This window comes from Citrobacter sp. CK199, assembly GCF_030333285.1.
Lineage (GTDB): Bacteria > Pseudomonadota > Gammaproteobacteria > Enterobacterales > Enterobacteriaceae > Citrobacter_B > Citrobacter_B koseri.
On sequence record NZ_JAOWGF010000026.1, the window covers coordinates 246,158 to 258,635 of the forward strand.

Sequence of the window (12,478 nt, forward strand, 5' to 3'; positions counted from 1 at the left end):
ATGAAGGCCATGCCCTTAACGACTTGACGACAGCGCGTTTTGGGCTACGCCGGAAAAAAGTGCCAACAATGTAACCCAAGCCGCGAGCCATGTACATGGAGCATCCTTTCGCCGCTTCAGAAATCTCCGGATCGTGTTCGCATGTTGCGCAATCTGCTCACCCCCTTGTCGTTCTTTTCTTTATACTTAGCGTGGCGCTGGTTCATCGACACAAGGCGCACTTTTAGAACAATCCTGATTTCGTGCGGAAGAGAAAACATGAAAATTCGCGCTTTACTGCTTGCTATGAGCATGGCGACGGTTCTGACCGGTTGCCAGAATATGGACTCCAATGGACTGCTCGCTTCAGGTGCAGGCGCTTTTCAGGCTTACAGCCTTAGTGATGAGCAAGTAAAAGCGCTCAGCGACCAGGCATGTACGGAAATGGACAGCAAGGCGACGATCGCCCCGGCCAGCAGCGAATACGCGAAGCGACTGAGCAAAATCGCCTCTGCGCTCGGCGACAATATCAACGGCCAGCCGGTGAATTACAAAGTCTATGTGGCGAAAGACGTTAACGCGTTTGCAATGGCGAACGGCTGTATCCGCGTCTATAGCGGCCTGATGGACATCATGACCGATAACGAAGTGGAGGCGGTCATCGGCCACGAAATGGGACACGTTGCGCTCGGCCATGTGAAGAAAGGGATGCAGGTTGCGCTGGGGACTAACGCGGTTCGCGCCGCAGCCGCTTCCGCTGGCGGTATTGTCGGCAGTCTGTCGCAGTCGCAGTTGGGCGATCTTGGCGAGAAACTGGTGAACTCACAGTTCTCCCAGCGCCAGGAGTCCGAGGCGGATGATTACTCCTATGATTTGTTGCGCAAACGCGGCATCAGTCCGGCCGGGCTGGCAACCAGTTTTGAGAAACTGGCGAAGCTGGAAGCGGGACGTCAAAGCTCCATGTTTGACGATCACCCGGCCTCCGCCGAACGCGCCCAGCATATTCGCGACCGAATGGCGGCAGACGGTATTAAATAAAAACGAGAGCAACATGTAGCTCTTGTTAGCTGTTCCGTTCGCCTTATGTTCGTTACCTGTCTGAAACCATAGCATTTGCGAACGTGTTAAGGAGGCTCGTCGCCGCCTCCTTAACAATCCTGGCTCCCGGCGGGAAAATTGTTGCTTCGCAATACCCTCCGCTTATTCCTCCTGGCTACCGGGGCGGGCGCGAGGTAGCGTCCCTGCAAAACGCGCCCTGAACCCGCATCCATGCGGGTTCCTCCGGCCTTACGGAAACACGTCGGCAATTTTCAGCCGGACCCGCCCACACCTGACCATTTCCACGGTTTTTTTTTAACAGCAAAACCGGTGCGGCTGAAAATCAGAGCATTGCAGCAATGCCCCTGTTCCGGCTGAAAATCGATGAGACGTTGACGGCTGACCGGGTCCGCCCGCAAGGACGCGGGCGGAGGGGACGGCCTGCCGGGACGCAGGCTCGGCCCCGACCCGAAAGGCAGACGGAATAAGGCGAATGAACCGCGCAGCGGCGATTTTCCTTGCCGGAGAGCCTGGGTTGCAAGGGAGGCGGCGGCGAGCCTCCCTTGCACGTTCACGAGTACTGAGTTTTCAGAGTAATGTTGAACATCAGGTGAACGGAAACAATCTTCCTGGCTAAATATTCTCCCGGCAGACAGAATAGCGTTCAAATGGTAATTCCCCCCCCATTCTTATAACGCATAAATTGATAACTTAAGCGCACAGAACGTTAAATATCAGAATATAAACAGTAGCGATATATTCGACGTTTTATTCTCTGATAGAGAATTATTTTAGTATTTATATTCCCCGGCATGTTTTATCACTTCTTTTAACGCCACAGACAAAATATAAAATAGTCCAGCCCCGATATGGCCGGCACGCCAACGGCTGTAAGCCTTTGTCACAAAATGTTTGCAATCAATAATTATTCAGGTAACTATCCGTAACGCAGCAATTCAATTTGATATTATCCATAAAGAGAAGTTCCCTCAGTGAAAAAAGAAATATCGTTAATCGCATTAAGTTTATTCGCCGCATTGCCTGCCATTGCCAGCCAACAATCCGACAGCCAGGGTTTTGTTAATGACAGCCATTTAAATCTCTTTTTACGCAACGCCTGGATTAACCGCGACTATCAGGGTGGCGTACAGGACAAAGCCGAATGGGGCCAGGGCATTGTCGCCACCTTTGAATCCGGCTATACCGAAGGTCTGATCGGCTTTGGCGTTGACGGTATTGCGCAGTATGGCGTGCGTCTGGACGGCGGCCGTGGCCGCAGTGGCGCTGGCGGTATCGACTTCTTCAAACAAGACAGCGACGGCCGCGCGAAATCCGATCTGGCAAAATTTGGCGCAACCGCCAAAATGCGCATCTCCAACACCGTCCTGAGCTACGGCAACCAGCGTCCGCAGCTCCCGATCGTCTACGCCGACGATTCCCGTCTGCTGTTTGAAAGCTTCACCGGCACCATGTTGACCTCCAGAGAGATCGACGGTCTGGAGATTAATGCCGGTTATTTCACCGACGAGCAGCGCAAAAGCGACGACCGCCACAACAGCGGCCTGAAAAGCCTCTCTTTCGGCGGCGCGAGCTACCAGTTTAACGATCAGTTCAGCGGCGCCCTGTATGCCTCGCACGTCGAAGATGTGCTGAACAAACAGTATCTGGGGCTGAACTTCAAACAGCCTTTCAGCACCGGACAGCAGCTGGTGCTGGACTTCAACGGCTACAACTCACGTCTGGATTCCGGTTACGCCGATAGCCTGAATACTGGCCGCAGCAACAGCATCTGGAGCCTGGCGGCAAGTTATATCTGGGATATTCATACCTTTAAAGTGGCGTATCAGCAAAGCAGCGGCAGCACCGGTTATCACTACGGCAGCTATCGCGATCAGGGCGGCGTCGGCGATGGCGGCAACACCATCTGGCTGGCGAACTCTTACTGGTCTGATTTTAACGGTGAAGACGAACGTTCCTGGCAGGCGTCATATGGACTGGATTTTGCCGGTCTCGGTTTACCGGGGCTGAGCTGGACAACCGCTTATGTTCGCGGCGATAACATCAAAACATCGGCAACCAGCAACGGCAAAGAGCACGAGTGGTTCAACCAGGTGCAATACCAGGTTCAGGACGGCATGGCAAAAGACCTGAAACTGAAGCTGCGCTATTCCGTATTACGCGTGTCCAGCAACGCCAGCGACTATAACGTTAGCGGCAACGAGATTCGCGCTTACGTGGAATATCCGTTTAACATCTTTTAAGTTAAAACCCCTCTCCTGATGACGGAGAGGGGGAAGCACTTATTCGCCTTTTTTCGCCGCCTGAATGTAGAGCATTTCCAGCGCCAGGGTCGCCGCAGCCAGCGCGGTGATTTCGGACTGGTCATAAGCCGGAGCCACTTCCACCACATCCATCCCGACGATGTTCAGATCTTTCAGACCGCGCACCAGTTTAATGGCGCGATCGGAAGTCAGGCCGCCGATCACCGGCGTCCCTGTGCCCGGTGCGAACGCCGGGTCCAGACAGTCGATATCAAAGGTCAGGTAGACCGGCATATCGCCAACGATCTGATTAACCTGCGCGATGATGTCATCCACGCCGCGATCGTTCACCTGGCAGGCATCCAGCACGGTGAAACCGTTGTCTTTATCAAATTCAGTACGAATACCAATCTGCACGGAGTGGTTCGGGTCAATCAATCCCTCTTTCGGCGCAGTGTAGAACATGGTGCCGTGGTCAAACTCGCAGCCGTTCGCGTAGGTGTCGGTATGCGCGTCAAAATGCACCAGCGCCATTTTGCCAAAGTGCTTTGCATGAGCGCGCAGCAGCGGCAGGGTCACGAAGTGGTCGCCGCCGAAGGAGAGCATACGTTTACCGGCTGACAGCAGTTTCTCCGCATGCGCCTGCAATTTTTCACTCATCTCGCGCGCGTCGCCAAACGCATAGACCAGGTCACCGCAGTCCACAACGTTCAGGCGCTCGCGCATGTCGAAGTTCCACGGGAAGCGGTTGTGCTCCCAGGCCAGGTTAGTGGAAACCTGACGGATTGCCGCCGGGCCGTGGCGGCCGCCCGCACGACCGGAAGTCGCCATATCAAACGGTACGCCGGTGATAACCCAGTCGGCGTCGCTGTCATAAGGCTGGAAATTCAGCGGCAGACGCAGAAAGCCGAAGGCGTTGGAAACCAGGGAGTTATCGTACTGATGACCTAAAGTGCTCATGTCCTGACCTCTTTTAAAGTCGATACATTAAAAACAGATGAAAAAAAATCCCCTCCGCGTCGTTAAACCCGACGAGGAAGGGATTGATTCGTAAATCGATTATTGGGGCGAATTATCGCCGTTAATTCATACGGGTTCAAGTGAGTATAGCATTCTGCCGGATGGCGGCTTCGCCGTATCCGGCCTGCATTCGTAGGCCCGGTAAGCGCAGCGCCACCGGGCATCAGCGGCTACTCGTCTTCCAGGTAAGTGTACCCGTACAGCCCCGTCTCAAACTCTTCGAGGAACTGCTGTTGCAGCGCATCGTCCAGACCAGTCTGTTTCACCTGATCGCGGAAGTGGGTCAGCAGCGTGTTCGGATCGAGCTGTACGTATTGCAGCATATCCGCCACGGTGTCCCCTTCGTCAGACAGCTCAACTTCCACGCTGCCATCCGGGAAGACAAACACGTCAACCGCTTCGGTGTCGCCGAACAGGTTGTGCATGTTGCCAAGGATCTCCTGATAGGCGCCGACCATAAAGAAACCGAGCATCGGTGGGTTCTCTGGATCGTACTCCGGCATCGGCATAGTGGTGGCGATGCCGTCACCGTCGATGTAGTGATCGATCGCGCCATCGGAATCACAGGTGATATCCAGCAGCACCGCGCGACGCTCAGGCACCTGATCCAGCCCTTCCAGCGGCAGCACCGGGAACAGTTGATCGATACCCCACGCATCCGGCATTGACTGGAACAGCGAGAAGTTGACGTACATTTTGTCCGCCATACGCTCCTGCAACTCATCGATGATCGGACGATGCGCACGGTTCTGCGGGTCCAGCTGTTTCTGTACTTCGTGGCACATGCTCAGGTAAAGCTGTTCCGCCCAGGCGCGTTCCTGCAAGCTGAACGTCCCGGAAGAGTAGCCAATGTGAATGTCGTGCAGGTCCATCTGGCTGTCGTGCAGCCATTCACGCAGCGAGCGACGGGTGCCCGGTTCGTGCATCTCCTGCCAGGTTTCCCACATGCTCTGCAACGCGCGCGGCGCGTCGTCGGCAGGCGCGGTGGGCACCGTATATTCGTTACGCTCCACGCCGATGATGTTCGATACCAGCACGGTATGGTGCGCAGTTACCGCACGGCCAGACTCGGTGATCACCGTTGGGTGCGGCAGACCGTGTTCTTCACACGCGTCGCCAATCGCCCAGATGATGTTGTTAGCGTATTCGTTCAAACCGTAGTTCACGGAGCAATCAGACTGCGAGCGGGTTCCTTCGTAATCCACGCCCAGACCGCCGCCGACGTCGAAACACTGAATGTTGACGCCCAGCTTATGCAATTCAACGTAGAAACGGGCGGATTCGCGCACGCCGGTGGCAATGTCGCGGATATTCGCCATCTGCGAGCCGAGGTGGAAGTGCAGCAGTTGCAGGCTGTCCAGTCGCCCGGCTTCACGCAGGGTTTCAACCAGTTGCAGCACCTGCGTCGCCGCCAGGCCGAATTTTGATTTTTCGCCGCCGGAAGACTGCCATTTACCGGAACCCTGCGAGGCCAGACGCGCACGCACACCCAAGCGCGGGATCACGTTCAGACGCTCGGCTTCATCCAGCACGATCGCGATTTCTGACATCTTCTCGATGACCAGATAGACCTTGTGGCCCATCTTTTCGCCAATCAGCGCCAGACGGATGTATTCACGGTCTTTGTAGCCGTTACAGACGATCACGCTGCGGGTCATTCCGGCGTGCGCCAGAACCGCCATCAGCTCCGCCTTCGAACCGGCTTCCAGCCCCAGCGGTTCGCCGGAGTGAATCAGAGATTCAATCACCCGACGGTGCTGGTTGACCTTGATCGGATAAACGAGGAAGTAGTCGCCGTTATAACCGTAGGATTCACGCGCGCGTTTAAACGCCGCGTTAATGGAGCGCAGACGGTGTTGCAGGATCTGCGGGAAGCAGAACAACGCAGGCAGACGCTGGCCTTGCGCTTCGCGAGCTTTCACCAGTTTGGCGAGATCGACGCGCGCCTGAGGGACGTCAGGGTCCGGGCACACGCTGATGTGTCCCAGTTCGTTGACGTCGTAGTAGTTATTGCCCCACCAGGCAATATTGTAAGTACGCAGCATCTTGCTGGCTTCCTGGGAGCTCATTGCAACCTCCTGCATGGAGCGTAGTACACCCTGTTCGCCTGCTGACGAAGGCGAACCCATAGACATGTCGTCAGACATAGCGAACCTCAAATTTTATTAACAAGTGTAAAACAGTTGACTACTATCGCAATCCGTAGACGCGATAACAACCCATAAACAGACGTATTTTCCAGCAGATAGTGCTGACGCTCCGCCTGCGCGACCGGTTTCTTTTTCATATCATTGTAAAACACGTAACCGAACTTAAGTATGACGGTTCGGCGAAACCACGAGAAAACTCTTGTTTCAACAAGAGCGCCCTTGTTCAGTCTTCCGTTACCGACCGGCTCTGGAGTCCTGAGAAGCGCCGAGATGGGTATAACATCGGCAGGTATGCAAAGCAGAGATGCAGATTGCGGGGGACATGCGCACACCAGAACGGTGCGACAGATTCAGCAGAATACAACGGTTCATTATCTCGTATCACCTCCACGGCCGCCCCGTAAGACAAGCCTCTAAGCCAAAGCAACGTTTTAGCCCGGCTGGAAGTGGCGACACGAGGAATCCGTCGTGTGCTTTTTAGTATGAGCCGCGCGCCGCGTTTTATACCGACAAGAGGGGAAAAATGCAAAGCATAAATGCGCACATTGCCAGCAGTGTCCTGAAAAATTTCCAGTCGTGTTTTCAACGCAACGAGAGTTGATTCAAAAAAAACTGGAAATCGGGTGAAGAAGTGACCTAAAATAGCCATCCAGATGTTAATCCATCCATACTGATTAACACTCAGACTGCCAGTGTCATCAACCTGCAAGCCTTGGTAGAATCCTCTGCTTTGGCTATTCCACACAACAGTTTGAGCTAACCAAATTCTCCTTAGGTGAAATAAAACATGGCAAAACACCTTTTTACGTCCGAGTCCGTATCAGAAGGGCATCCTGACAAAATTGCTGACCAAATCTCTGATGCCGTGCTGGATGCGATCCTGGAACAGGATCCGAAAGCGCGCGTCGCATGCGAAACCTACGTTAAAACCGGTATGGTTTTAGTTGGCGGTGAGATCACGACCAGCGCATGGGTTGATATCGAAGAGATCACCCGTAACACGGTCCGTGAGATTGGCTATGTGCATTCCGACATGGGCTTTGACGCCAACTCTTGCGCCGTGCTGAGCGCTATCGGCAAACAGTCCCCGGATATCAACCAGGGCGTTGACCGTGCCGATCCGCTGGAACAGGGCGCGGGCGACCAGGGCCTGATGTTTGGTTACGCGACCAATGAAACTGACGTGCTGATGCCAGCGCCGATCACCTACGCGCACCGTCTGGTGCAGCGTCAGGCTGAAGTGCGTAAAAACGGCACGCTGCCGTGGCTGCGCCCGGATGCGAAAAGCCAGGTCACTTTCCAGTATGACGACGGCAAAATTGTCGGCATCGACGCGGTAGTGCTGTCTACTCAGCACGCTGAAGAAATTGACCAGAAATCGCTTCAGGAAGCGGTGATGGAAGAGATCATCAAGCCGATCCTGCCGTCAGAATGGCTGAACGCGTCGACGAAATTCTTCATCAACCCAACCGGTCGTTTTGTTATCGGCGGCCCGATGGGCGACTGCGGTCTGACCGGTCGTAAGATTATCGTGGATACCTACGGCGGTATGGCACGTCACGGCGGCGGCGCATTCTCCGGTAAGGACCCGTCTAAGGTTGACCGTTCCGCAGCCTACGCCGCGCGTTATGTTGCGAAAAACATCGTTGCCGCAGGTCTGGCTGACCGTTGTGAAATTCAGGTTTCTTACGCTATCGGCGTGGCTGAACCGACCTCTATCATGGTTGAAACCTTCGGTACTGAAAAAGTGCCTTCTGAACAGCTGACCCTGCTGGTACGCGAGTTCTTCGACCTGCGTCCGTACGGCCTGATTCAGATGCTGGATCTGCTGCACCCGATCTACAAAGAAACCGCTGCATACGGTCACTTTGGCCGCGAACATTTCCCGTGGGAAAAAACCGACAAGGCGCAGCTGCTGCGTGATGCCGCAGGTCTGAAGTAATTTACTGACGTTGTTTTTTTAAGGCCAGCCTCGTGCTGGCCTTTTGTATTTGTGCGCGCATCTTTTGCCCGGAGTCGCTTCGCTTGCACGGGCCTACGGGTTCTGTCGTTTTGGCATAGCCGTCACCCGGCGATTAATGAAACCGTTTACCCTCCATTCAATAAGCCACGCGTTGAAAATAATCCTTTTGCATGATCGTTTTTCTTCTGACGTTACATTTTTTTCAGTTAAGTCTTAAATGTGCGTATTCGCGATACAAACCGCCTCACTTACCTCTATGTTTTCAAAGTATTAATTACTTTCACCATTAAATGTTAGTGTAAGCGATTACACTAACGTGATTCGAATCACATATTTTTACGGGCTACTCACCTACCCTTAGCATCAACAAAACTGGCAACCCAACCGGAGGCATCATGCCTGACAATAAAAAACAGGGGCGTTCAAACAAGGCCATGACATTTTTTGTCTGCTTTCTTGCAGCCCTGGCAGGATTACTTTTTGGCCTGGATATCGGCGTTATCGCCGGTGCTTTACCCTTCATCACTGACGAATTCCAGATTACCGCGCACACTCAGGAGTGGGTGGTCAGTTCGATGATGTTCGGCGCCGCCGTCGGTGCCGTCGGCAGCGGCTGGCTCTCCTTCAAATTAGGTCGTAAGAAAAGCCTGATGATCGGCGCGATCCTGTTTGTGGCCGGTTCGCTGTTTTCCGCCGCCGCGCCTAACGTTGAGGTGCTGATCGTTTCCCGCGTGCTGTTAGGCCTGGCCGTTGGCGTCGCGTCCTACACCGCCCCGCTGTACCTGTCTGAGATCGCGCCGGAGAAAATTCGCGGCAGTATGATCTCCATGTACCAGTTGATGATCACCATCGGTATTCTTGGCGCCTATCTGTCTGACACCGCGTTCAGCTACAGCGGCGCATGGCGCTGGATGCTGGGCGTGATCATCATTCCGGCCATTCTGCTGCTGATCGGCGTGTTCTTCCTGCCGGACAGCCCGCGCTGGTTCGCGGCGAAACGTCGCTTTATTGATGCCGAACGCGTACTGCTGCGCCTGCGTGATACCAGCGCAGAAGCCAAACGCGAGCTGGATGAGATCCGTGAAAGTCTGCAAGTAAAACAGAGCGGCTGGGCGCTGTTTAAAGAGAACAGCAACTTCCGTCGCGCGGTGTTCCTCGGGGTGCTTTTGCAGGTGATGCAACAGTTCACCGGGATGAACGTCATCATGTACTACGCGCCGAAAATCTTTGAACTGGCAGGTTATACCAATACCACCGAGCAGATGTGGGGCACCGTTATCGTTGGCCTGACGAACGTGCTGGCCACCTTTATCGCCATCGGCCTGGTAGACCGCTGGGGGCGTAAACCAACGCTGACGCTGGGCTTCCTGGTCATGGCTATCGGCATGGGCACTCTCGGCACCATGATGCATATCGGCATTCACTCGCCGTCAGCGCAATACTTCGCCATCGCCATGCTGCTGATGTTTATCATCGGGTTCGCGATGAGCGCCGGTCCGCTGATTTGGGTACTGTGCTCTGAAATTCAGCCACTGAAAGGCCGCGATTTCGGTATTACCTGCTCTACCGCCACCAACTGGATCGCCAATATGATCGTCGGCGCAACGTTCCTGACCATGCTCAACACGCTGGGCAACGCAAACACCTTCTGGGTCTATGCCGGTCTGAACCTGTTCTTCATCATCCTGACCATCTGGCTGGTTCCTGAAACCAAACACGTCTCTCTGGAACACATTGAACGTAACCTGATGAAAGGCCGTAAGCTGCGCGAAATCGGCGCTCACAACTAACGCTGATAATTAGCGGTAAGTGCCCGATGGCGCAAGCTTATCGGGCCTACTGCCCTCAGTTGAACGCAGACCGGTTTGTCGGCCGCCATCCGGCAAAACTTAGCGGGGTGAAGCGTCCCTCTTGCAGTCTCCATCACCTCCCATTATCCTCTGTCGTTATGAAAACCTCCCGTCTCCCTATCGCTGTCCAGCAAGCCGTCATGCGTAGCCTGCGGGAAAAACTCGCCCAGGCCAATCTCAAACTGGAACGTCATTACCCGGAACCCAGGCTGGTTTATCAACAACGTGGAACTGCCGCGGGAACAGCATGGCTACAAACCTACGAAATCCGTCTCAATCCTGTGCTATTGATGGAAAACGTCGACGCGTTCGTTAATGAAGTGGTGCCCCATGAACTGGCGCATTTGCTGGTCTGGAAGCATTTTGGCCGGGTTGCGCCGCACGGCAAAGAGTGGAAATGGATGATGGAAAGCGTACTGGGCGTCCCTGCCAGACGCACGCATCAGTTTGAACTGCAATCCGTTCGCCGCAATACCTTTACCTACCGCTGTAAATGCCAGCAGCATCAGCTCACCGTGCGCCGCCATAATCGCATCGTGCGCGGTGAAGCCACCTACCGCTGCGTTCACTGCGGCGAACCACTCATTGCTGAATAATCGCCAGAATAATCAGGAACTTTTCTGATCTGCCTGATTGCATACAAGAACAACTTTCGCTACGTTGCGGGCTCGTTTTGACACGGAGTTCGTGATGTACCGTAATTTCTCTTTTGCCGCAGCGTTGTTGGCGATGATGCTCTCAGGGCAGGTGCTGGCTACAGGCATCAACAGTTTTTCTCAGGCCAAAACCGCCGGGGTCAAAGTCAATGCCGATGTTCCCGGCGATTTCTACTGCGGGTGTAAAATTAACTGGCAGGGTAAAAAAGGCGTCGAGGATCTCGCCTCCTGCGGCTATAAAGTCCGAAAAAATGAAAACCGCGCCAGCCGCATTGAATGGGAACACGTCGTACCCGCCTGGCAGTTCGGCCACCAGCGTCAGTGCTGGCAGGACGGCGGGCGAAAAAACTGTGCGAAAGATCCTGTCTACCGCAAGATGGAGAGCGACATGCACAATCTGCAACCCGCCGTCGGCGAGGTGAATGGCGATCGCGGCAACTTCATGTACAGCCAGTGGAATGGCGGCGAAGGTCAGTACGGCCAGTGCGCCATGAAGGTCAATTTCAAGGAAAAAATCGCCGAACCGCCTGCTCGCGCCCGTGGTGCGCTCGCCCGTACCTACTTTTATATGCGCGACCAGTACAATCTGACGCTCTCCCGTCAGCAAACGCAGCTTTTCAACGCCTGGAACAAGCTGTATCCGGTCACGGACTGGGAGTGCGAGCGCGACGAACGCATCGCCAGGGTACAAGGGAACCACAATCCATACGTGCAACGCGCTTGCCAGGCGCAAAAGAGCTAACCTACACTAGCGGGAATATTTTTAACCCTGCCCCACGCGATCAGATGGCGTGGGGAGATGACGCGGATTTTTCTATTATGCGCATTCCCCGCATTTATCACCCTGAACCCATCACATCCGGCAGCCAGTTCTCCCTGTGTGAAGACGCCGCCAACCATATCGGACGCGTGCTGCGTATGGGGCCAGGCCAGGCGCTCCAGCTGTTTGACGGCAGCAATCAGGTGTTTGACGCCGAAATCACCAACGCCAGCAAAAAAAGCGTCGATGTAAAAGTGCTCAGCGGCACCCTCGACGATCGTGAATCCCCGCTGCATATTCACCTCGGCCAGGTGATGTCGCGCGGCGAAAAAATGGAATTCACTATCCAGAAATCGATCGAACTGGGTGTAAGCCTCATTACGCCACTTTTTTCTGAGCGCTGCGGCGTTAAACTGGACAGCGAACGTCTGAACAAGAAGCGCCAGCAGTGGCAAAAAATCGCTATTGCCGCCTGCGAACAGTGCGGTCGTAACCGGGTGCCGGAAATTCGCCCGGCAATGGATCTGGAAGCCTGGTGCGCCGAGCAGGACGAGGGGCTGAAACTGAACCTTCACCCGCGCGCCAGCGCCAGTATCAACACCCTGCCGCTCCCCGTGGAGCACGTGCGCCTGTTGATTGGCCCGGAAGGCGGTTTGTCGGCAGATGAAATCGCCATGACCGCCCGCTACCAGTTTACTGATATCCTGTTAGGACCTCGCGTTCTGCGTACTGAGACAACTGCGCTCACCGCCATTACCGCGCTACAGGTGCGTTTTGGCGATCTGGGCTAACGGAGAAGAA

Annotated in this window: 11 protein-coding genes; 7 read left to right on the forward strand and 4 right to left on the reverse strand. The window is 54.7% G+C overall.

Annotation, left to right across the window (positions count from 1 at the left end; genetic code table 11):
• Positions 1 to 258: 258 nt before the first annotated feature.
• Positions 259 to 1,017: a metalloprotease LoiP gene (gene loiP / locus OGX75_RS12255; RefSeq protein ID WP_049010274.1), complete on the forward strand. Its 759-nt coding sequence runs from the start codon at positions 259 to 261 to the stop codon at positions 1,015 to 1,017.
• Positions 1,018 to 2,009: 992 nt separating this feature from the next.
• Positions 2,010 to 3,278, forward strand: a complete 1,269-nt coding sequence (locus tag OGX75_RS12260; RefSeq protein ID WP_012135053.1) for an OprD family outer membrane porin — start codon at positions 2,010 to 2,012, stop codon at positions 3,276 to 3,278.
• Positions 3,279 to 3,317: 39 nt separating this feature from the next.
• Here OGX75_RS12260 and speB read toward each other — a convergent pair whose 3' ends face one another.
• From speB to yqgG, 4 genes are all read right to left on the reverse strand, one after another.
• On the reverse strand, positions 3,318 to 4,238 hold the full coding sequence (speB, locus tag OGX75_RS12265) for an agmatinase (RefSeq protein WP_012135054.1): 921 nt from the start codon (positions 4,236 to 4,238) through the stop codon (positions 3,318 to 3,320).
• Positions 4,239 to 4,468: 230 nt separating this feature from the next.
• Positions 4,469 to 6,445, reverse strand: a complete 1,977-nt coding sequence (gene speA, locus OGX75_RS12270) for a biosynthetic arginine decarboxylase (RefSeq protein ID WP_024130934.1) — start codon at positions 6,443 to 6,445, stop codon at positions 4,469 to 4,471.
• Between the two features lie 8 nt (positions 6,446 to 6,453).
• Positions 6,454 to 6,585: an acid stress response protein YqgB gene (gene yqgB / locus OGX75_RS12275; RefSeq protein ID WP_047463939.1), complete on the reverse strand. Its 132-nt coding sequence runs from the start codon at positions 6,583 to 6,585 to the stop codon at positions 6,454 to 6,456.
• A gap of 97 nt (positions 6,586 to 6,682) precedes the next feature.
• Positions 6,683 to 6,820, reverse strand: coding sequence for a small protein YqgG (yqgG, locus tag OGX75_RS12280; RefSeq protein WP_269475138.1), 138 nt, complete (start codon positions 6,818 to 6,820; stop codon positions 6,683 to 6,685).
• A 415-nt stretch (positions 6,821 to 7,235) separates the two neighbouring features.
• On the opposite strand from yqgG, the gene metK reads away from it, so the two are divergent.
• From metK to rsmE, 5 genes are all read left to right on the forward strand, one after another.
• Positions 7,236 to 8,390, forward strand: coding sequence for a methionine adenosyltransferase (metK, locus tag OGX75_RS12285; protein WP_012135057.1), 1,155 nt, complete (start codon positions 7,236 to 7,238; stop codon positions 8,388 to 8,390).
• 416 nt (positions 8,391 to 8,806) lie between these two features.
• Positions 8,807 to 10,201 (forward strand): galactose/proton symporter, encoded by a 1,395-nt coding sequence (galP, locus tag OGX75_RS12290; RefSeq protein WP_060815922.1) that lies wholly within the window; start codon positions 8,807 to 8,809, stop codon positions 10,199 to 10,201.
• A gap of 158 nt (positions 10,202 to 10,359) precedes the next feature.
• The gene (locus OGX75_RS12295) at positions 10,360 to 10,857 is read left to right on the forward strand and encodes a SprT family zinc-dependent metalloprotease (protein ID WP_024130936.1); all 498 of its coding nucleotides are present in this window, start codon (positions 10,360 to 10,362) and stop codon (positions 10,855 to 10,857) included.
• A 94-nt stretch (positions 10,858 to 10,951) separates the two neighbouring features.
• Complete coding sequence (gene endA / locus OGX75_RS12300; RefSeq protein ID WP_286451127.1) at positions 10,952 to 11,659, forward strand: deoxyribonuclease I; 708 nt, start codon at positions 10,952 to 10,954, stop codon at positions 11,657 to 11,659.
• A 77-nt stretch (positions 11,660 to 11,736) separates the two neighbouring features.
• Positions 11,737 to 12,468 carry a 16S rRNA (uracil(1498)-N(3))-methyltransferase gene (gene rsmE / locus OGX75_RS12305; protein WP_286451126.1) on the forward strand — a complete coding sequence of 244 codons (732 nt, stop codon included), beginning with the start codon at positions 11,737 to 11,739 and terminating at the stop codon, positions 12,466 to 12,468.
• Positions 12,469 to 12,478: the final 10 nt, after the last annotated feature.

Bases quoted from the DNA above. Each gene is read 5' to 3' on its own strand.
- metK (WP_012135057.1), top strand. From the start codon at position 7,236: ATGGCAAAACACCTTTTTACGTCCGAGTCCGTATCAGAAGGGCATCCT.
- loiP (WP_049010274.1), top strand. From the start codon at position 259: ATGAAAATTCGCGCTTTACTGCTTGCTATGAGCATGGCGACGGTTCTG.
- speA (WP_024130934.1), bottom strand. From the start codon at position 6,445: ATGTCTGACGACATGTCTATGGGTTCGCCTTCGTCAGCAGGCGAACAG.
- speB (WP_012135054.1), bottom strand. From the start codon at position 4,238: ATGAGCACTTTAGGTCATCAGTACGATAACTCCCTGGTTTCCAACGCC.
- rsmE (WP_286451126.1), top strand. From the start codon at position 11,737: ATGCGCATTCCCCGCATTTATCACCCTGAACCCATCACATCCGGCAGC.
- OGX75_RS12295 (WP_024130936.1), top strand. From the start codon at position 10,360: ATGAAAACCTCCCGTCTCCCTATCGCTGTCCAGCAAGCCGTCATGCGT.
- yqgG (WP_269475138.1), bottom strand. From the start codon at position 6,820: ATGAACCGTTGTATTCTGCTGAATCTGTCGCACCGTTCTGGTGTGCGC.
- yqgB (WP_047463939.1), bottom strand. From the start codon at position 6,585: ATGAAAAAGAAACCGGTCGCGCAGGCGGAGCGTCAGCACTATCTGCTG.
- galP (WP_060815922.1), top strand. From the start codon at position 8,807: ATGCCTGACAATAAAAAACAGGGGCGTTCAAACAAGGCCATGACATTT.
- endA (WP_286451127.1), top strand. From the start codon at position 10,952: ATGTACCGTAATTTCTCTTTTGCCGCAGCGTTGTTGGCGATGATGCTC.